Origin of the sequence: Paenibacillus sp. FSL M7-0420 (assembly GCF_038002345.1) — a bacterium.
GTDB lineage: Bacteria > Bacillota > Bacilli > Paenibacillales > Paenibacillaceae > Paenibacillus_AQ.
In genome coordinates, this window is record NZ_JBBOCJ010000001.1 from 7536874 (window position 1) to 7558270 (window position 21397).

General features: G+C 53.2%; 14 protein-coding genes and 1 tRNA gene. 9 read left to right on the forward strand and 6 right to left on the reverse strand.

Features of this window, described 5'->3' with window-relative positions; all coding sequences use genetic code 11:
• Positions 1-94 precede the first annotated feature (94 nt).
• Positions 95-2479, forward strand: a complete 2385-nt coding sequence (locus MKX51_RS32610; RefSeq protein ID WP_340995332.1) for a phosphoketolase family protein — start codon at positions 95-97, stop codon at positions 2477-2479.
• A gap of 66 nt (positions 2480-2545) precedes the next feature.
• Here MKX51_RS32610 and MKX51_RS32615 read toward each other — a convergent pair whose 3' ends face one another.
• Positions 2546-3433 carry a TIGR03915 family putative DNA repair protein gene (locus tag MKX51_RS32615; RefSeq protein WP_340995333.1) on the reverse strand — a complete coding sequence of 296 codons (888 nt, stop codon included), beginning with the start codon at positions 3431-3433 and terminating at the stop codon, positions 2546-2548.
• On the reverse strand, positions 3433-4743 hold the full coding sequence (locus tag MKX51_RS32620) for a putative DNA modification/repair radical SAM protein (RefSeq protein ID WP_340946779.1): 1311 nt from the start codon (positions 4741-4743) through the stop codon (positions 3433-3435). Before MKX51_RS32620 ends, MKX51_RS32615 begins: the two co-directional genes overlap by 1 nt.
• 193 nt (positions 4744-4936) lie before the next feature.
• On the opposite strand from MKX51_RS32620, the gene MKX51_RS32625 reads away from it, so the two are divergent.
• From MKX51_RS32625 to MKX51_RS32635, 3 genes are all read left to right on the forward strand, one after another.
• The gene (locus MKX51_RS32625) at positions 4937-5128 is read left to right on the forward strand and encodes a hypothetical protein (RefSeq protein WP_036691301.1); all 192 of its coding nucleotides are present in this window, start codon (positions 4937-4939) and stop codon (positions 5126-5128) included.
• 280 nt (positions 5129-5408) lie between these two features.
• Positions 5409-8225, forward strand: a complete 2817-nt coding sequence (locus MKX51_RS32630) for a glycoside hydrolase family 3 C-terminal domain-containing protein (protein WP_445322045.1) — start codon at positions 5409-5411, stop codon at positions 8223-8225.
• A gap of 155 nt (positions 8226-8380) precedes the next feature.
• Positions 8381-9667 (forward strand): glycoside hydrolase family 18 protein, encoded by a 1287-nt coding sequence (locus MKX51_RS32635; protein ID WP_340995336.1) that lies wholly within the window; start codon positions 8381-8383, stop codon positions 9665-9667.
• A 101-nt stretch (positions 9668-9768) separates the two neighbouring features.
• On the opposite strand, the gene MKX51_RS32640 is transcribed toward MKX51_RS32635, so the two are convergent.
• Entirely contained in the window at positions 9769-10161 is a 393-nt protein-coding gene (locus MKX51_RS32640) for a hypothetical protein (RefSeq protein WP_340995337.1), read from the reverse strand.
• A 290-nt stretch (positions 10162-10451) separates the two neighbouring features.
• On the opposite strand from MKX51_RS32640, the gene MKX51_RS32645 reads away from it, so the two are divergent.
• Entirely contained in the window at positions 10452-13505 is a 3054-nt protein-coding gene (locus MKX51_RS32645) for an S-layer homology domain-containing protein (RefSeq protein WP_340995339.1), read from the forward strand.
• Between the two features lie 135 nt (positions 13506-13640).
• Positions 13641-14546 carry an AraC family transcriptional regulator gene (locus MKX51_RS32650; RefSeq protein WP_340995341.1) on the forward strand — a complete coding sequence of 302 codons (906 nt, stop codon included), beginning with the start codon at positions 13641-13643 and terminating at the stop codon, positions 14544-14546.
• 79 nt (positions 14547-14625) lie between these two features.
• Here MKX51_RS32650 and MKX51_RS32655 read toward each other — a convergent pair whose 3' ends face one another.
• The gene (locus MKX51_RS32655; RefSeq protein ID WP_340995342.1) at positions 14626-16419 is read right to left on the reverse strand and encodes a helix-turn-helix domain-containing protein; all 1794 of its coding nucleotides are present in this window, start codon (positions 16417-16419) and stop codon (positions 14626-14628) included.
• Positions 16420-16673: 254 nt separating this feature from the next.
• On the opposite strand from MKX51_RS32655, the gene MKX51_RS32660 reads away from it, so the two are divergent.
• A tRNA-Leu gene (locus MKX51_RS32660) sits at positions 16674-16757 on the forward strand.
• Positions 16758-16937: 180 nt separating this feature from the next.
• On the opposite strand, the gene MKX51_RS32665 is transcribed toward MKX51_RS32660, so the two are convergent.
• Positions 16938-18224: a Gfo/Idh/MocA family protein gene (locus MKX51_RS32665; protein ID WP_340945472.1), complete on the reverse strand. Its 1287-nt coding sequence runs from the start codon at positions 18222-18224 to the stop codon at positions 16938-16940.
• Between the two features lie 127 nt (positions 18225-18351).
• Between MKX51_RS32665 and MKX51_RS32670 the strand changes: the two genes are divergently transcribed.
• Both MKX51_RS32670 and MKX51_RS32675 read left to right on the forward strand, forming a co-directional pair.
• Complete coding sequence (locus MKX51_RS32670; protein WP_340945470.1) at positions 18352-19167, forward strand: AraC family transcriptional regulator; 816 nt, start codon at positions 18352-18354, stop codon at positions 19165-19167.
• Positions 19168-19293: 126 nt separating this feature from the next.
• Positions 19294-20013, forward strand: coding sequence for a bZIP transcription factor (locus tag MKX51_RS32675; protein ID WP_340995344.1), 720 nt, complete (start codon positions 19294-19296; stop codon positions 20011-20013).
• A 70-nt stretch (positions 20014-20083) separates the two neighbouring features.
• On the opposite strand, the gene MKX51_RS32680 is transcribed toward MKX51_RS32675, so the two are convergent.
• Positions 20084-21391: a 6-phospho-beta-glucosidase gene (locus MKX51_RS32680; RefSeq protein ID WP_340995345.1), complete on the reverse strand. Its 1308-nt coding sequence runs from the start codon at positions 21389-21391 to the stop codon at positions 20084-20086.
• Positions 21392-21397: the final 6 nt, after the last annotated feature.

A 21397-nucleotide genomic window follows, 5' to 3' on the forward strand; every position in this document is an offset into this window, starting at 1 on the left:
CTAAAAAGATTGAATTTCTGAAATGCCGATGTATGATGTAACTGTAGAAGTGATACATTCAATTTACAAAGAAAAAGATTAGGGAGTGGAAGACATGGGATTAACAATCGAACAGGTGGATTATTCCTCGAAAACGTATCTGGCAAAGCTTGATGCTTACTGGCGTGCAACGAACTACATTTCCGTAGGCCAGCTTTATTTGAAGGATAACCCGTTGTTAAGAGAACCGCTGAAGGATGCAGATGTCAAAGTGAAGCCGATCGGACACTGGGGGACCATCCCTGGGCAGAACTTTATCTATGCGCACCTGAACCGTGTAATCACTAAATATGATCTCAACATGTTCTATATTGAAGGCCCGGGCCATGGCGGCCAGGTGATGGTGTCGAACTCTTATCTGGACGGAAGCTACACCGAAATCTATCCGCAGATCACCCAAGACATCCCTGGTCTGAAAAAGCTGTTCAAGCAGTTCTCCTTCCCTGGCGGTGTTGCCTCCCATGCGGCTCCTGAAACACCCGGATCGATTCATGAAGGCGGCGAGCTGGGTTACTCCCTGTCGCACAGCGTGGGCTCAATTCTGGATAACCCTGAGCTGATCTCCGCAGTAGTGGTAGGTGACGGCGAAGCAGAGACCGGTCCGCTGGCCGCTTCCTGGCTGTCCAACCGGTTCATCAACCCGATTACAGACGGTGCGGTATTACCGATTCTGCACTTGAACGGCTTCAAGATCAGTAACCCGACCATCCTCTCCCGGATGAGCAGAGAAGAATTAACCGCCTATTTTGCCGGAAACGGCTGGGAAGCATTCTTCGTGGAAGGTGAGAACCCTGATCTGATGCACCCGGAAATGGCGAAGGTGCTGGATACGATCGTAGAGAGAATTGCCGCCATTCAGAAGAATGCCCGTGAAAATAACGATACTGCCCGTCCGGTATGGCCGATGCTGGTCTTCCGCTCCCCTAAAGGCTGGACCGGTCCGAAATCGTGGGATGGCGTGCCGAACGAAGGCTCTTTCCGTGCACACCAGGTACCGATTCCTGTGGATCAGAAAAACATGAAGCATGCTCCGGCGCTGCTGGAATGGCTGAACAGCTACAGACCTGAAGAATTGTTCGATGCTAACGGCCGTCTGAACGCGGATCTGGCGGAAATTCTGCCAACCGGCGACAGACGTATGGGGATGAACCCGGTAACGAATGCCGGTAAACTGATCAAAGACCTGCACAAGCCGAATTTCCGCAACTACACCTTAGATAATTCTGTTCCGGGTCAAGTGATTGCGCAGGATATGGCCGTGCTGGGGAAATACCTGAAAGAGGTTGTTACGCTCAACGAAGAGAACCGCAACTTCCGGATCTTTGGACCGGATGAGACCATGTCCAACCGTCTGGGACCTGTATTCGAAGTGACCAAGCGCCAATGGATGGACGCTATTCAGGAACCGCAGGATGAATTCCTCGCTCCGTATGGCCGTGTCATTGACTCCCAGTTATCAGAGCATCAGGCAGAGGGGATTCTGGAAGGGTACGTACTGACCGGCCGCCACGGATTCTTCGCCAGCTATGAAGCGTTCCTGCGCGTGGTCGATTCGATGATCACCCAGCACTTCAAGTGGCTGCGCAAGGCGACAGATCAGACCTGGAGAGAAGATATTCCATCCCTGAACGTCATCGCTACATCGACCGTGTTCCAGCAAGACCATAACGGTTATACCCACCAAGATCCGGGTCTGCTCGGCCATCTGGCTGACAAGAAGCCTGAATTCATCCGTGAGTATCTGCCGTCCGATGCGAACAGCCTGCTGGCTGTATTCGACACGATCCTGAATGACCGTCAGAAGATCAACCTGATCGTATCCTCCAAGCATCCGCGTCCACAGTGGTTCTCGGCCGATGAAGCTCAGGAGCTGGTAACTAAAGGACTCAAAATCATTGACTGGGCCAGCACCGACAAAGGCGGCGAGCCGGATCTCGTAATTGCTTCTTCCGGTACAGAACCAACTATGGAAGCCTTGGCTGCGATCTCGATCCTGCATGAGAAGCTGCCTGAGCTGAAGATCCGCTACATCAACGTGGTCGACCTGCTGAAGCTGAGAAGTCAGAAGCTTGATCCGCGCGGCTTGTCTGACGAGGAGTTTGATCAATTTTTCACAAAAGACAAACCGGTCATCTTCGCCTTCCACGGCTATGAAGGCCTGATCAAAGACCTGTTCTTCGACCGCCACAACCATAACCTGCATGTGCACGGCTACCGCGAGAATGGCGACATCACGACACCGTTCGATATGCGTGTACTCAACCAGATGGACCGCTTCGACCTCACGAAGGAAGCGGTGCTGAGTCTGCCGGAAGCAAGCAAATACCAGGCTATCGCTGACGAGATGGATGCTATGGTGCAGAAGCACCACGCGTACATCCGTGAAGAGGGCATCGACCTCCCAGAGGTTGAGAACTGGGTATGGAAGGCTTTGAACTAAGGTTAGGACGATAGTGTTATTTCATTAATAATATAGTAGGCTTCAATTAAGGAGCGCCCCGGTTAGTCATGTTGATGGCTGCGGGGCGCTTTTTGTGTCCGATGATTGGAGCTGGATTATGGTCTCCGGGTTGTCCGGGATCGATGAGGTCTCCGGCTGCAATACCTTCTTCCGCTGCGCCGCGGTGAGTACAGGGACACCATTACTCCCATTCATCTCCAACATGTGCTTCCAATAGCGCTTCGGCATCTTAGAGGAACGCAGCCGGTCATTGCGGCGCTCCTTGATGCCGATGGCGTGATAGAAGCCGGTCCATAAGCGGCGGTACGCTTCCTCGGTCTCATCGGGCTCGGGTGGAGTCCACCCGCTTAAGGGAACGATGGCCTCCCGTCCGGGCTCATGAATCAGCGCCGCCCCGTGCGTCTGGTCGTAGATCATGAAGCTCTCCCCCTGGAACCGGTCGCAGAAGTGTTCCCGGATTACAGGCAGCACATAGCCCTGCGGTTCAATGACTGCGGCCATGACCGGGCCGTATACAGAGAAGCGGACGAAGCCTGTATACAGATGCGCTTCATGCCGGAGCTGCTGAACGGCCTTCATCAGACTGTTAACAGTATCATCAGCCAGCATATTCATCACCTTGCGGCCATGCTGGAAGCCGAGATACAGGAAGTTCAGCAGCAGCATTTCCTTATCGGGGGCGCAGCTCCAGAAGCCCAGACGCACCAGCTCCTCGGCTTCGCGGCTGATCCGCAGCGGCAGGGACTTCAGTACCCGCGCGGCCTTCTCCTTGTCGGTCTCAATCCATTTCGCTTCCAGCAGCAGGCCTATTTCTCCGCCTTCAGCATGAATTGCCAGCGGAATCTCCTTCCAGGCATAGCTCTCAAATACACAGCACAGCAGACCCTCGAAGCTTCCGTCATAGGTGTACGCCAGTGCGGACGGCTTGAACATCAGGCCTTCGCCCCCTTGTTGAAGCTGTTCCAGTCCCCGGCGGCGGGCAAGGTGGAGAGGTTGAAGTCATCGAACAGCGTGAGCTGTTCCACCTGCGGCTGCTGGAGAGCCAGCTGCTGCCCGGACATGAGGGAGCGGAGCAGCGTATGCTCGCTTACCTTCAGCCCTTCCAGCGGTTTGTCCTTGCAGGTGATGAAGAACTGGGCACGCTTGAGGACCACTCCCAGCTTCTTCAGCGCGTGGAAATCGAGCGATCCGGCCCGTCTGGCCTTCACGATCCGCTGTGCACTTCTTACGCCGATGCCGGGTACACGCAGCAGCATTTCGTACGGGGCGCGGTTGATCTCAACGGGGAACTGCTCCCGGTGGTTAACGGCCCAGCTGCACTTGGGGTCCAGCAGCGGGTTGAAGTTCGGCACGGCCTCATCCAATAATTCATTCGCCTTGAAGCCGTAGAAGCGCAGCAGCCAATCGGCTTGATAGAGCCGGTGTTCCCGCAGCAGCGGCGGCTTGGTGTCTAGAGCGGGCAGGAGGGAATCCTCTACCACCGGGGTGTAGGCCGAGAAGAATACGCGCTTAAGTGAGTATTTGCGGTATAAGCCTTCCGTCAGATTCAGAATCTGGTAATCGGTATCTGGCGTTGCTCCCACGATCATCTGGGTGCTCTGTCCAGCCGGAGCGAAGCGGGGAGCATGGTTATACTTGACGATATCGGAGCGGTTCTCCTTGATCCGGCTGGTAATCAGCCCCATCGGCTTCAGGATGGATACCTTGCTCTTATCAGGTGCGAGCCGTCCGAGGCTCTCCTGCGAGGGCAGCTCGATGTTGACGCTCATGCGGTCGGCGAGCAGCCCAAGTCTGGACAGCAGGGCTTCGTCTGCTCCGGGGATGGCTTTTACATGAATATATCCGTTGAAATGATAGACATTGCGCAGCAGCTCAAGTGCGGCAATTAACTGCTCTGTGGTGTAGTCCGGATTGCGCATAATGCCTGAGCTAAGAAATAGTCCTTCTATATAATTACGGCGGTAGAATTGCATGGTGATATCTGCGATCTCTTCGGGGGTGAAGGCCGCCCGGCGAATGGGGTTAGATTTGCGGTTGATGCAATAGGCACAATCATATACACAACCGTTGGTCATAAGCACCTTCAGCAGCGAGATACAGCGCCCGTCCGCCGCGAAGCTGTGACAGATGCCCATCGGAGAGGTGTTGCCGAGCGCCCCGGCCTGGCCCTTGCGGTCGGAACCGCTTGAAGTGCACGCCACATCATATTTGGCGGAAGCGGTCAGAATCTCTAGTTTCTCCATTACATCCACGGTCTCAATCCCCCTCATATGTGAGCATTATATACCGAACGTACGTTCTTGTCAAAAGTATCTCCCCCTTCTTGGCCGACTGTAAAATGTATGCGCATTCCTTCTTGTGCTATAATAGAACCTGATGGTTCATGGAATGAGGAATCATACGGTTATTGAAATTCGGGTTAGGAGTGTTGCTGAAGTGAGAGGATATAACATATGGCGGCCCATCATGCTGATTGCGGTTGCGCTGCTGACAAGACAGTTAGTGACAAGTGTGTGCCTGATGTTCGGCATGTCGCAGGAATCGGCAGGCAGTGTAGCCATGCTGGGCATGATCGTTGCTGCTCTTATTATGTACAACCGCATGATGAAGGGCCGCCGCCGCAGATAAAATAAACAGAAGATCCGGCCGTATCTCTTCAGGCGGAGCGGATTGCATAGGAACAGGCTTGAAAGACGCCCGCACAGGTGTCTTTTTATTTTAGAACTGTCTTTTTACTAAAAAAATTTATGCAGACAGGTGCGCATCCCGGCGATCCGGCAAGCGGTGCTTGAATAATCTGGCTGGAGCTTATATTCTTAGAAGGATATGCTATATGAAGGACCATAGAGATTCAAGGTAACGTATATTCCCTGCAGGGAGGGCGTTATCTATAGAATCAACCCACAGCATGGGAAATGAACATACAGGAGGAAACCAATTGAGTACACAGAACATTGGAGTGCCGTTAGAGGGTTTTGCAGAATTTAGCCGGACGGTAGCCGCAGAGGGTGCGGTACTGCTTAAGAATGAGGGACAGGTGCTTCCGCTGGGTGACGGTGAGAGCGTCGCTGTTTTTGGCAGAATACAGGTGAATTATTACCGCAGCGGTACAGGATCGGGCGGTAGCGTTCACGTTGCATATACGACGAATCTGCTGGATGGACTGCGCAGCAAGAAGAACATTAGCGTGAATGAAGAGCTGGCTGCAGCCTACGAGGCCTGGATCGGGCTTAACCCGTTCGATGACGGCGGCAAGGTATGGGCTGCGGAGCCGTGGAACCAGAAGGAAATGCCGCTTACGGACGAGCTGGTGAAACAGGCAAGAAGCCAGTCAGCCAAAGCGGTTGTGGTCATTGGACGTACGGCGGGCGAGGATCAGGATAATGCCGATACTGCAGGCAGCTACCGGCTGACGGAAGATGAGAAGGCGATGCTTGTCTCGGTTACGGCTCATTTTGAACAGACGATTGTGGTGCTCAACGTATCCAACATTATGGATATGAGCTGGGTAAATGACGCCGCTTATGTGAACCCTATCTCTGCAGTGATCTATTCTTGGCATGGCGGCATGGAGGGCGGCCACGCGATCGCCGATGTTCTGGCCGGAGAGGTTACGCCAAGCGGCAAGCTGACGGACACTATCGCGTATTCCATTGAGGATTACCCGTCGACCCGCAACTACGGCAATGAGTTCAAGAATTTGTACGAGGAAGATATCTACGTGGGCTACCGTTATTTCGAGACCTTCTGTCCCGATAAGGTTCAGTATGAATTCGGCTACGGGATCTCTTACACGACCTTCAAGCTGGAGCCGGAGGAAGCGAAGCTGGTGAACCAGGCGGGCGAGCCGCAGATTGAAATCGGCGTCACCGTAACGAATACGGGAGCCGTATATGCCGGTAAAGAAGTAGTGCAGGTGTATGTTGAAGCGCCGCAAGGACAGCTGGGTCAACCGGCCAAAGCGCTGGCAGCCTTCGCTAAGACCAAGCTGCTGGAGCCTGGTGAGTCTCAGCGCATTACTGTAAGCTTCCCGCTCCATTCCATGGCTTCCTATGATGACGCCGGAGTGACCGGGCACGCTTCCGCTTATGTGCTGGAAGCCGGAACGTACCGCTTCTATGCAGGAACCAGCGTCAAAGCGGTATCAGCAGTACTTCTGGATGGACAAGAAGGCTATGTGCTGGATGAGCTTAAGGTCGTGGAACAGCTGCAAGAGGCTATGGCGCCTACCGAGAGCTTCATGCGGATGAAGCCGGGTGCCCGCAAGGCAGACGGTTCGTATGAGCTGGTCTCCTCCGAGGTGCCAACGCGCAAGGTGGATCTGGCGGAGCGGATTGAACGCAATCTGCCGCAACAGCTTCCGCAGACTGGCAATCAGGGATATACCCTGAGAGATGTCCATGACGGAAAAGTTAGCATGAGCACCTTCATTGCCCAGCTAAGCGACCAGGATCTGGCGGCGATTGTCCGGGGCGAAGGAATGAGCAGCCCGCTGGTCACTCCAGGTACGGCATCGGCGTTCGGGGGCGTGAGCGACAGTCTGTTCAGCTACGGCATTCCGGTTGCAGCTACAGCGGACGGCCCTTCCGGCATCCGTATGGACAGTGGTGCTAAGGCAACACAGGTATCGATTGGAACCCTGCTGGCCGCTACATGGAATGCGGAGCTGGTGGAAGAACTGTATGTTATGGAAGGCCAGGAATTATTGCGCAACCAGGTGGATGCGCTGCTGGGACCGGGGCTGAATATCCGGCGCAGCCCGCTCAACGGGCGTAACTTCGAATATTTCTCCGAAGATCCGCTGATCTCGGGGATCTTCGCTGCCGCATGCACACGCGGAATTATGAAGGGCGGCTCTAATGCGACGCTGAAGCATTTTGCCTGCAACAACCAGGAGAAGCACCGCAGTAAGGTCGATGCTGTAGTATCGGAACGCGCGCTTCGTGAGATCTACCTGAAGGGCTTCGAAATCGCAGTCAAGCAGGGCGGAGCCAATTCGATCATGACCTCCTACAATCCGGTGAACGGGCATTGGGCGGCTTCGAATTATGACCTCAACACTACGCTGCTTCGCGGCGAATGGGGCTTCCAGGGCATCGTCATGACCGACTGGTGGGCGATCATGAACGATGTGGTGAACGGAGGACCGGCAGACCGTAAGAATACGAACTGGATGGTCCGCGCCGAGAATGATCTGTACATGGTTGTTAGTAACTATGGGGCAGAGGTTAATGCTTACGATGACAATACAATCGCATCACTGGAGAACGGCACGCTTACCCGCGGGGAGCTTCAGCGCTCAGCGATCAACATCTGTGAGTTCATCATGAAGGCGCCGGTATTCTCCAGAAAGCACGAGATTATTGAAGCGGTCGATACGTTCAAGGCTGATCCGGCTATCGGGGCTGAGCAGATGCAGGTGCTGAGCGAGAACGCACAGGTAACGCCTGCTGTGTCCGGGCCGACCTACATTCAGGCTGACGAGGCGGGCCAGTACCGCATTATTGTCAGCATCATGTCTCCTGAGCCTGAGCTTGCGCAGAGCGCCTGCAACCTGACCCTGAATGGACAAGCGGTAACCACCATTCAGACGAACGGAACGGAGGGCCGGTGGATCAGACAGAAGCTGGTCAAGGTTGAACTGGAAGCCGGACGGTATGAGCTGAAGCTGGACTTCGTCAAGCCCGGCCTGCAGATTGAATGGATTGAATTCAAGCGGGTATAGCATCAGATCATTGATAGCATGAGCAGCAAGGCACCCTCCGGGGTGTCTTTTTTTGCAAATATTGAATTTACATGATCCGCCTGATTCCGCATACCCGCACGGCCGCCGAATAAAATAGAGATAAAACGGCTACTATGAAGGGATGGCAGGAACGTATGCAAATACATGTAGTGCAGCCGGGCCAGACGCTGTATGGTATTTCACAGGCCTACGGAGTAAGCACTGATACTATAACTGAGGCGAATCAGCTCTCTGCGCCGGGAAGCCTGGTGGCAGGGCAGGCGCTGGTAATCCCGATTGCCGGGCAGTATTATTGGGTGCAGCCGGGCGACAGCTACTACAGCATCGCCAAGCGGTTCGGCCTGAAGGCAAGCGAGCTGGCGGAGGTGAACGGGCTGACGCTGAATCAGCCGCTGCAGGTCGGACTCCGTATGTACATTCCCCCTGGACCCAGGCGGCAGGCGGAAGTGAACGCGTATGTGGAGCCAAGGGGGGAGAGTGTCTCCCAGCCGCTGCAGAATGCTGCCCGTGAGGCTGCTCCTGAGCTGACGTATCTCGCACCGTTCAGCTTCCGGATCAAGCGGGACGGAACGCTGGTCCCGCCGCCCCTGGACGGCCTCGCCTCCATTGCCGCGAAGCATCAGGTGACGCTGATGATGGTCGTGACGAATCTGGAGGATGCCCAGTTCAGCTCTGAGCTCGGGCGCATTATTCTGAATGATCAGGAGGTTCAGGATCGGCTGCTTGAGAACATCATCGCGGAAGCGAAGCGGCTGAACTTCCGGGATATCCACTTTGATCTGGAGTTTCTCCGGCCGGAGGACCGTGAAGCGTACAATACTTTTCTGCGGAAAGCGGCAGAGGTCATTCATAAGGAGGGCTTCCTGCTGTCCACCGCCCTTGCCCCCAAGACCAGCGCGTCACAGGTTGGGGCCTGGTATACGGCGCATGACTATAAGGTCCACGGCGAGGTGGCCGACTTCGTCATTATTATGACGTATGAATGGGGCTATAGCGGGGGGCCGGCGATGCCTGTCTCGCCCATCGGGCCTGTCCGTCAGGTACTGACTTATGCAGCAAGTGAGATGCCCGCAGGTAAAATCATGATGGGCCAGAATCTGTACGGCTATGATTGGACGCTGCCTTTTGTAGCAGGGGGGCAATATGCCAAAGCGCTCAGTCCGCAGGCGGCCATTGATCTGGCGAGGAACAGGAATGAAGCCATTCTGTATGACTATAGGGCCCAGGCGCCGCATTTCAATTACACCGATGACGAAGGGCGGCAGCATACGGTATGGTTCGAGGATGCCCGCTCCATTCAGGCCAAGTTCGATCTGATCAAGGAGCTGGGCCTGCGGGGCATCAGCTACTGGAAGCTGGGCCTGCCTTTTCCGCAGAATTGGTTGCTGCTTGAGGATAACTTCAAGGTGGTCAAAAAATAGACTGGAGACCGTGCGGCCAGCGGCGGCGTAAGAATCCCCACACCAAAACGGATGTGCCCATGCTTCATGGCGGCGCATCCGTTTTTTTGAAAATATAAATGTTAGCCCATTAAGCCCTTGAGCCCGCCCAGAAAAGGCCGGATCGACTTGATCATGTTGTAGCCCATCTTCATCACCGGCATAGCCTTCTGCACCATTCCGAACATGCCCATGAACCGTCCCAGCCCTCCGCCGATACCGGCAGCCCCGCCTCCCCCGCCCATTAGCGAGCCGAGTAGAGGCATGAAGCCGGATACCTCTGCTCTGCGCGCAGCTGAAGAGGATTTCCGTTTCGGGGTTGGCCCCTTACGCGTGCCGGGTCTGGACAGAATCACCGCCTCCTGGTTCAGGTCTGTAATCCACCCTACATAGGAACGCCCATTATGCAAAGTGATGCAGACCGGCTGGCCTTTCAGCTGCTGTGCCCGCTTGCGGAGCTTTGTTGAATTTGCCATTCGTCATTCACCTCACTGTTCTATTTACTCTATTTTACTCAGAACCTGAGGGGCGGCTTGTGCGGGTATGGAGTTCTGCGGAATATATTTGAACAACCCAGGGTTGTCTTTGGGGGCAGATGTTCTAAAAATATACAAATTGTGAATTCAGATTAATTGTCGTGAAATATTTTACAGTGAAAAAAAGGGAAACGGATATGCATGTAGAATTACCCTGAAGTACTGGGTTTAGAGTGAAAAATCATGACTTTAGTCCCGGTTCTAATTCTATTGGGGAGTGACCTAATCTCTTGGCTATCCATCGTTATTTAAGAAATACTTGCTTCATCGTCTTATTATTTGTTCTGTTACCCTTTACACGGAGTTACGCCGATGCCGGGCAAATGGCAGACATCAAAGGACACTGGGCGGAATCCGATATTCAGCAGTGGCTGGATCAAGGACTCATTAACGGCTATCCCGATCATACCTTCCGGCCGGGGGCAGAAGTATCCAGAGGTGAATTCGTAGCGCTAGTGAACAGAGCGTATAAGTATTCAGATACGAAGGCTATTAGCTTCAAGGATCTGAAGCCGGAGAATTTTGCGTACATAGAAGTACAGAAGGCTACCGCTCAAGGATATATCAGCGGATTCAGCGACAATACTTTCCGTCCTGACAAGCCAATTACACGACAGGAAACCGCAGTGATCCTATCCAGAATATTAGGCTTTGACAGTAAAGGGGCAACGGCCTCCGTCTCTTCACTGGACGCGAATCTTATTCCTGCCTGGAGCAGACCCGCCGTTCAGTATCTTCTGGATCAGGGGATCATGAGCAAGAATGCGGATGGCACCTTCCAACCTCAGCGCAATATGACCCGTGCCGAGACTGTAGTGGTCATTAAGAAGGCGCTGGCTCTGGGTACAGTGGTTTATGATCAGGCAGGTACTTTTGGAGAGTCCGCAATTAGCACAGTACAGCATAATGTAAGAATTACAGCTTCCAATGTCACGCTCCGCAATATGCATATCCAGGGTGACCTCGTCATTGCTAAAGAGGTGGCAGACGGGAACGCCTACCTTGAACAAGTTCAAGTAGACGGTGTAACCCGTGTTGAAGGCGGAGGCAGCAACAGTATTCATATCCGGAACAGCAAACTAAACACAGTATCTGTGAACAGGCTGAATCATGCGGTGAGAGTTGTAGCTGAGGGTACAAGCGCTGTGCAGGACGTACAGATTCTATCCAGCGCGGTTATTGAGGAGAAGGATATTACCGGCGATGGTTTTGTGAATGTAACCGTGCTTCCTAATGCCCAAGTATCGTCATCAGAGCGGACAGTGGTGCTTGCCGGAGACTTTAAGAAGGTTTCTGTAGGCGGCAGCCTCAAAGAGTTCAATGTTCGCTCAGGTAGCGTAGCTAATTTGCTTATCCAAGAGAATCTGGTAATCCCTACTCTGAATTTCAGCAAGAATGTTGTTATTGAGCAGCTGGAAATGAAGAGTAAGCTGACAATCTCCGGTGAAGGCCAAGTCAAAGGCGTTGTATTGTCGCAAGGCGTACCAGACCCTAAGCTGCCAAAAGAACAAACACCTGCTGCACCTGCAACTGGCGGTGGCGGCGGGTCCTCTGACCCTGGAGCGGGCGGCGGCAGCGGCGGTGGATCTCCTGATCCAGGTACAGGCGGGGGGAACGGGTCTAATCCTGTACCGGCGCTGGCTGTAACCGGAATTACCGCAGCAAACGGTATGGTAGAAGTCCAATTTAACCGGAATCTGGACAGTATACCGGATACTGCTGATTTCGCAGTTCTCGAACAGGTCAATCATGGTGAGCTTCATAAGGTAGAGGTAACTTTGGTTACGCTGCTTGACAATAAAACAACAGTGAAGCTCACGATTCCCTCAATAGCAATTAGCGAGGCTGAGCAACTGGCAGTATACTCCGTGTCTTATAAGGGTGGAAGCCCTGTATTATCTGAAGCAATTACTGTGCCTAAGGCTAATGTGACTGTGAGTGGGCGTTTGTTTATTCAGCCATATACGGAGACCAAGCCGGTTCCTGCCTTCAACCTTCATATCTACTTAACAGGAGCGAAGGGGACATATACTACTACCGTTACTAAGAGTGGAGATTACTCTTTTGTAAATGTAGTGCCAGGAACTTATGTCGTACTTATGCCTCTTTATCCATACAGATACCATACTCAAGAATTTACTGTGGAAGCAGGTAAGGATCTCGTTCTGCCCGATCATACGATCATAGAGAATCTGCCGGAAGCTGATGTCGATCAAATTACTTATACAGATATGCCTGTTATTTATGGTAGGGTTTTAAATTTGCGTGAGCCCTTCAAAGTAAAGATTGAGCTTGAAAATGGGAAGGAACTTAACAGCTATTCAGGAGTATATGATTTACAATTTGGCATCAATCTATATGAATACAATCCGAAACTGCAACTGAAGGAAAATGATAAATTATATGTGACCTTATACACGGATCGCGGCTGGACTAGTCAACGGTTTGAGATAAAGTTAGTTGAACGGCCTCAAACTAAGGCGCCTGTGGTGACGAGCGTGGTGTACGAAGATACTACAAGAATTAGAGGCATATTAATAGAAGATTCTTATAGTGAGGTTACAATTACCCGTGAAGATGGAACTTTATTTGGAAGATCCAGTAGTTATGACGGCATGTTTGATATCTACCTGTATAATCCCTCGCTTTTATCTGTTGGAGAGAAACTGATGGTCTATGCGCAAGCTCAAGGAAAGAGAAAAAGTGAGCCTGTCTACATCACTGTCGCAGCACCTAAGGCCGAAACAGCGAAACCCGTAGTTACTCGAATCGTTTATGAGAATGATTGGACAATCTACGGAACGGCTGAAGGAGACTCCACCATTGTTGTCAAACGTGCGGATGGTACCGTTCTGGGGCAGGCAAAGACCAGCAGTTATGAATACGTTGGTAATTTATGGGTAGAACTTGATCCGCGTCCTGTTGCTGGAGAGACTCTATATATAACCGCTAAGGGATATGAGAAGCTGACAAGCGAGCCTGTCGCCGTTGTAGTAGCCAGCAGGCCAACCACGCCAACTCCTACAGTAGTTGGTGTGGTTTATAGTGATAGTCCGAAGATAGAAGTTTATGTTCCTGGTCTATTCGACGCCTCGTATTTCTATCTTAAGACCAAGGATGGTAAATTAATTAGTGAGCTATTTACGTTCGGTGAGCGAGTTAACTTCTGGAACATTAAAGTTGCTCCTAATACACAATATCAAGTGACGGTTGTTGGTCCATTAATGAAAGAGAGCGAACCTTTCATCTTCACAGTGATAGACCGAACCCAAGCAACCGAATAATGAAGCAATTATAGTAAAAAGTTAAAAGGACACCTGCGGGTGTCCTTTTTAATAGACCGTTAACACAGTGCAACTCAAGTCATATCTACTCTCTAGGCCTCTGCTAAAATCAACAATGGAAGGAGGAGGACAACAATGTACGAATGGAATGAGATGGTTCAGCGCATGATTGACTGGGTGGAGGAGGACCTTGCGGCTTCGCCTACGCTGCTGGAGATGTCTGAGCAGCTGGGGTATTCGCCGTATTACTGCACCCGGCAATTTCATGTGCTGACCGGAATGACACTGCGGGACTATGTCTGGCAGCGCCGGATTGGCCGGGCGGCACTGGAGCTTAGGGACACGGAGGCGCGTATTCTCGATATTGCCGTAAAGTTCGGCTTTTCCTCTCAGGAGGCGTTCACGCGGGCCTTTTTCAGAGCCTTCAAGCTCACTCCCCATGCCTACCGCAAGGCTCCACAGCCGATTCCGCTGGCTATTCGTGCCGAGGTGTTCTCTCCTTATCATTATCTGATCAGGGAGCGGGATAGAATGAGACAGGTGCATTTGCAGGAAGCGGAGATTAAGCTTGAGTGGATACCGGCGCATAAGTTTATCGGCATCCGCGATATCGGCTCTAACAATTACGGAGGATTCTGGAAGAATGGGCATGACTGCGATGAGGTGTCTGGAACCCTGGAGAGCATGTCGCATCATACGCTTCCCGGCCAGTTGGGCCAAACGGCAGGCTGGTTCTATCAGGAGGGGCGCAAAGGCTATCTGTATGGTATCCTTGTCGCGGCTGATTACGACGGGGCGGTTCCGGAGGGCATGGTATGCCGGGATATCCCGGAATCGGAGTACCTGGTCTTTTTTCATCCGCCCTTTGATTACTTGCAGGATAATGGGCAGGTGATGCGTATCGTTGAGGAAGTGGCTTGGAATTATGATCCTGCGGTTATGGGCTATGTGTGGGATGAAGAGGAGAAGCAGGATTATCAGCGGCATTTCCCGGAGGGTTACGGGTATGCGGTGCTGCGGCCGGTCCGTAAATTAGACTAACTTCAGACAGCAGGCTGGCTTAAGCAAAAGCGTTCGGCGCTTCTGCTTAAGCTGCTGCATGTTATACAACAACGCTCCCTTAGGCGAGGCTCAGCACCGTTTGTGCAAGAGTATCTCCCTGATGTTCCAGCGAAGCAACCTTGCCCAGCAGCTCTGCCTGCAGCTCACGCTGCCGGGTCGTCCAACTGGCTCTGGGGGCAGCGCCGGCTGTTTGGAGTATGGCCGGGCCGGACATCTCCTTATAGTATTTATCCAGCAGGGCAGCCATTTCAACATAGATTGCCGACATCTCTTCCAAGGCAGCATGTTGTTGCGGGTCATGCACCAGCGGCAGAGAGTCGCGTAAGTAGGAGGCGGCGCAGCGGCGGGCATCTGCCAGGGCCATCAGGCAGAAGTGATTGACCGATAACCTGCGGCTGAAGGCTTCTTCGTCCGCTGCGGCGTACCAAGGGTGGTCCAGCAGTCCCTCGCTCCATACCTCCAGCGCCTTGTATCCTACGGCATAAGTACTGTTGTTGGCTATGGCCTCCGCCTGCATAGATTCCAGCTTAACGCGGAGCGACGCATACAGATTCTCCAGCGCAGACGGAGCCTCCGCCTGATCGCCAAGACGAATCAACCGGTAAGGCCATTGATCCACATGGAGATACCCTTGGCTTACCCTCATATGAGCCTGGAACTCAGGATCAGCTTCAAGCTCACTGAAGGTCTCATCGTCAAAATAACTGCGGCACAGCAGCACATCCCCCTCCGCCAGATATCCTGTAATGACTCCCCACTCCGGCGCTACTCTGAGGTTAATGGCAAGGGGCAGTCTGCCTTGGCGGATATCCTCCAGAATCGCCAGCTTCTCGGCTGTGCGCTGCTGCGGCTCTAACCGGTTGGCCCGGTGGGCACTAAGTCCATAAGCCTTACAGGCGGGGATGGAGTAGTCATAGACGACAAGGGCATCTGCAGCGCTGTAGTCCCATACCGGTTCAAAAGCCACCCTCCAGCAGGCTCCCGAATAGCCCATCACCTGCTCATAGGTGGTCTCTACGCCTCTGGCGGTAAGAGTGAGCGCCATGGCCCCTGCCCAGGAGCAATCCTGCCCCCGTCCGAAGCCCAGCCGCGGAATCCCTTCAATGATGCATTGATCCCGGGAGGAGCGGGTCTGATAGAGATGGCTGCGGTCCCGGCTGTAATGAATCTGTTCGCCTTCCGCACAGCTTACGGCGTGAATACCTTCGGTATTCAGGTAGACCAGCAGCAGGTAGTCCTGACCCCCGCAGTCGATCAGGCTGGGAAACAGCTCATGTGTGGCGGTGAACTGAGTCCAGCGGAAATGCTCGTAATGCTTCATTTTGTCCGCAACGCTGCGGTGTGCCTGTTCATTCCCATAATGCGCAGCCATAATCTGCAGCTCATTACTGCTTGAGACATGCCCGTTCGAATGGATATCTATCGTAAGCAGCTGGTCCTTCAGCACAAAGGTCGAATACATACCGTCAGGGGTCTCATAGGTAACCAGCAGCAGCTTCAGGCGGCCGTCATTCCATGAGTGGGGAAAAAGATGCTCTCCAGGGATTAAGCTTAAGCGGTCTGAGACTACGAACTGGTTCACAAGCTGGGTAACATCCAGCTCCTGCTGTCCATCCGTATAGATCGCAGAGAGCACCACGAGCTCCTGGGGCAGCAAAATGCCGTCAATGGAGTGATTCAATGCGGCGGATAGCAGAGGAAGGGTGGCCGTCTCCGGCAGAGACTTGCCGGTCTCCCATTTGGATACCGCCTGGGCGCTGACATGGAGCAATTCCGCTAATTGTTCCTGGGACAAGCCTCTTGTTTTGCGGAGGGTGGCAATTCGTTTACCAACTTTTTCGCTAACGATCATGCGCAGTACAACTCCTATAGTGGATTCCGACGTCGTAAGTCTATTATAATCTCCGTTTTCGAAATAACCCATATACTGGAGTAGGGCACGCGGTATAACAAAATCAACCGTAAGTTGAGGCAAGCTGTGACGCACCAGCTAACCCCCTTCTGAATGTGGCTGTGTCCCTCTTTAACCATGATAAATAAAAAAGACTTGTTCTTTTGAAGAATTCATGATATATTACTTCTTGCGTTGCATTGAATGTTTTCTTTGCGGTCATGGCGGAATTGGCAGACGCGCTGGCTTCAGGTGCCAGTGGTAGCAATATCGTGGAGGTTCGAGTCCTCTTGACCGCATAATGGTTTTAACCGTGATGCAAGCGAAGACCCTTCTTAAATGAAGGGTCTTTTTTTTGCTGCGAATAGAATATATGCTAAAAACCGAACACAGCCCCCCTTCACCACGTACCCGTGATAAAAGGGGGGCTTTTGCATGATCGTGCAGGGTTCATCTCTACTGCGATACCACGCGCTATATTACCCCTGCCAGATGTCAGCAATCCGCACCGGCTGGCCGGTCTTCATGGAGCGGTTGGCGGCAATGCCGGTCATAATCGACATCGCGCCGTCCTTGTGCGAAGCTGCGCGGTTGAAGCGGTCCTCCTGCTTTTTATCAAAAATATCGCTCAGCAGCACCGGATCGCCGCCGCCATGTCCACCACTGCTGCTCTCGAACTCCACGCGGTAAGGCTCCTTGAAGTGAGGATAGATCATGATGCTGACGCCTTCCAACGCGCCTTCGTTTTCTTTTTTGCCGCCGGAATTGACGTAGGACTGCTCGGTAATCCGCACCTCCATCCGGCCCTGTGTACCGTTGAACACGATGATGAAGCCCTCCCACGGCATATATGCGTTAAGCGAATAGTTCATGACGGTCTTGTTCTTGTACTTGACCATGACATTCATGGTGTCCTCGATGCTGATATTGTCCCCGAATACACTCTGGTCGCGCTGGTACCCGTCCTCGTGCTCAGCATCCAGGTACATACTCTTCAGGTGTTCATTACGGTCCAGGTGCAGCGCGAACGGGTCGTTCTCGGCAGCCTTGCTGCCGTAGGCACGCTGATAGAACTCGGTGATGCCCCGTTTCTCGGCATTCTCTCTCCCGTAGAAGCGCAGATCGCCCATGGCGAAAACCGTGTCCGGCTGCGACCCCAGCCAGAAGTTCATCAGGTCGAAGTGATGCGTCGATTTATGCACCAGCAGGCCGCCGCTGTTCCGCTTGTCGCGGTGCCATCTGCGGAAATAGTCCGCTCCATGCTGGGTATTGAGCAGCCATTCGAAGTTCACGGACAGTATTTCGCCCAGCACGCCGTCCATAATGACCTCACGAATCTTCGTGTTATGCGGCGCATAGCGGTAGTTGAAGGTGACCCGCAGATTCTTGCCGGTGCGCTCAATTGCATCGAAGATCTCCCGGCATTTCTCCTCGTCAACCGTCATCGGCTTCTCGGAAATGACATCACAGCCCAGCTCCATCGCGCGGATGATATATTTGTGATGCGTCCGGTCAATCGTAGTCACCAGCACGAAGTCGGGCCGGGTCTCGGTGATCATCCGGTCGAAGTCTTCTGCCTTGTACGTAGGAACCTCATGATAATCGTATTTGTCCGTAAGCATATGATTGGCGAAATTCATCCGTGTCTGATTGACATCGCAGAAGGCCACCAGCTCGGAGGTTTCGTTGTAAGCGGTAACAAGAGCGCCATAGAAAAATTCAGCCCGGCCGCCGGTGCCGACAAGTGCATATTTCTTTTTGGACAAGGGGATCACTCCATTTACTTGGATTTGATTCTATTTTATAGTATAGAAAATGCAGAAAGTGAACGGTATTTAGTCATTTTTGCTCAAAAGTGTGCTTATCTTATCCATTCAGGGGGCTTAGTGCAGGGTGGAACCTATTTTTCAGATTGAGCAGCTGAGGCGCATCGGGCATTTCAATATGGACACCGACCATTTCCATGATTTCTACGAAATATATTATCTGCTGTCCGGGCAGCGTCACTATTATATCCGTAACGGAAGGTACGCGCTGGAAGCCGGAGACCTCGTGTTTATTAACAAAAATCATCTGCACCGCACAACCGGCGGAAGCCATCTGCCGCATGAGCGGGTGCTGATCAGCTTCAATGATGCCTATCTGGAGCCGGTGGCACCCGGGGCAGACTGGATGAATGTGTTCGAAGGGGAGAGCTTCCTGCTGCGGCCTACGGCGCATGAACAGGGACTCATCACAGATCTGCTCCAGGCGATGCAGGAGGAACAGAAGGAGGGGCTGCGCTGGAGCACTGAATATACAAGGATGCTGCTGCAGCAACTGCTGATTACGCTGGAGCGGATCAGGAGGGCGAAGCCCGCCCTGGTCTCACCGGAGCAGAGCGAGGGGCAGCGCCGGGTATACAGTATCATCGAATACCTGGACAACCATTACAGCGAGCGGCTGAGCCTTGGGGGGATTGCCGAGCGGTTCTTCATCAGCGCTACGTATCTGTGCCGGATTTTCAAGCAGACGACAGGCTTCACCATCATTGAGTACCTGAACTATGTCCGCATCCGTGAGGCTAAGGTACTGCTCACGCAGACGAAGTGGCCGATCACCCGGGTGGCGGCGGAGACGGGATTTGAGAGCATTGCGCATTTCGGGCGGGTATTCAAGGCCATTACGAGGCGTTCCCCTCTTCAGTACCGCAAGCAGCACAGGGGATGAAGACTACGGCTCGCATCCGCTGTTACATTCGACAATCGCTACGAAAATGTTACATATTTTTCTATCTTTTGACACGGGATTGGCCTTATAATGGTGAAGGATTAAATACAAATATTGGGGTGTGTTATGAAAATGAAATCAGGGGGCCTCTGGCTTGCTGCTGCTATGCTGACGGTAACCGTAACCGGGTGTTCCTCGGACAATGCAGGCGCTGGCAGAGAGAGCATGGAGAAGCTGAAGACAGAGATTAGTGAGCTGCAAAAGGAGAACAAATTCCTGAAAGAACAGAATGATATGTTAAAGGAGAGCCTGGTAAAGCCTGTGACAGCGCAAGAGGAGGGCGGTACGGCTGAACTTCTAAATAACGGGAGCAGTCCGGCAGCGGCTGAACCCGGGGAGGACCACAAGCTGATCGTAAAGGGCACGCCGCTGGTTATCGATGGAACGGGTGAGTATACCATTACCAAGACCTCTTTTGACAAGAAGATTAGTCCTTCCAATCCGGGGTCATTCTACACCTACTATGAAGCCAAGGAACCGGGCACAACCTATCTGGCGATCACTTTGAAAGTGAAGAACCTGGCAGGTGAAGCTATGAATGCAGACGAAGTAGCGGATGTGGAGGTCAAATACGACAATAAATACGAGTATAGTACCTTCGATACCATGGAAAAGAACGGCGGGGAAGATTTCACCTATACCAATATCTCGAGGATTGAACCGCTGAAGAACGGCACGCTGGTGTTCCTGGCCGAGATTCCTGATGAAGTGAAGTCGAGCGGCAAGCCGCTATATGCGGATTTCGAGATTGAGGGTGAAACCTACCGTTACATCATAAAGAAATAAGAGAAGAGCCTGTGCGGCCGCAGAGTGAACTGTGGTCAGCAGGCTCTTCATTGATGTAAAAGGATTAATCCTAAGCGAAAAAAGCTGGCAGATACTCCTTGTTCGCCTCCAGCATCTCATCCAGCATGGCGATGGCAACCTCCACGGAAGGGACGAGCGGGTGATGGGCCAGCGCCTGAATCGCCAGGCTGCGGTCGCCGGTCACGGCAGCATCGATGGCGAGCTGCTCATAGGTCTTCACGGCATGGATCAGCCCCTTGGCCATCGGCGGAATCTGGGTCAGCGGCAGCGGAAGGGGACCGGTCTTAGTGACGACGCAGTTCACCTCGATGCTGGCATCGTCCGGCAGGAAGTCAAGGATGCCCCGGTTCGCCACATTCAGCGTCTGAATGTCATTGGTCCCGTTGTAGAGCGAGCGCATCAGGTTCACGGCCGCCTCGGAATAAAAGGCTCCGCCGCGCTGCTCCAGCTGCTTCGGCTTCTCATCCAGCGCAAGATTGCTGTAGATGGCGAACAGCTCCTCCTCCACACGCTTGACGACTTCAGCACGGTTCCCGCCTTGTGCGGCGGCTTCCTGCTGCTCCGCGAGCATCGCATCGGTCATGTAGAAGTACTTCAGATAATACGAAGGCAAGGCATGCAGCGATTGCAGGAACTCGGGGTTCCATTCTCGTGCCGGAACATTCTTTGCACTGTAGCCTGCGGTATCCTCCAGCATCTCCTGCAGCTTGTCTTCCCCCTCCACATCAATCCGGGTAATCCAGTGAAGGTGGTTCAGGCCGACGAATTCGGCATAGATCCGGTCCGGGGCAGTGTCGTATTTGGCCGATACCTGCTTGATCAGGCCGATCGGGGCATTACAGAGACCGATGCTCTTCACCTTGGAGTACCGCAGGACCGCCTCGGTGACCATGCCTGCCGGATTGGTGAAGTTGAGCAGCCAGGCGTCCGGTGCCAGCTCCTCAATATCCCGGCAGATGCCGAGAATGACCGGGATGGTGCGCAGCGCCTTCAGCATGCCGCCGGGACCGGTCGTCTCCTGGCCGATCACGCCGTATTTCAGCGGAATCGCCTCGTCACGGGCCCGGGCATCCAGCATACCGACACGGATTTGCGTGCTGACGAAGTCTGCACCGGCAATGGCTGTGCGGCGGTCGGTCGTGAGATGGACCTCGATCGGCAGCCCGGACTTCTCCACCATGCGCTTTGCCAGAGCGCCCACGATGTTCAGCTTATGCAGGCCTGCCTCAATATCTACAAGCCACAGCTCCCGGACCGGAAGCTCCTTATGATGCAGGATGAAGCCTTCTACCAGTTCGGGGGTATAGGAAGACCCTCCGCCGATGACGGCAATCTTAAGACCTTGGTTCGCTGTCACAATGAA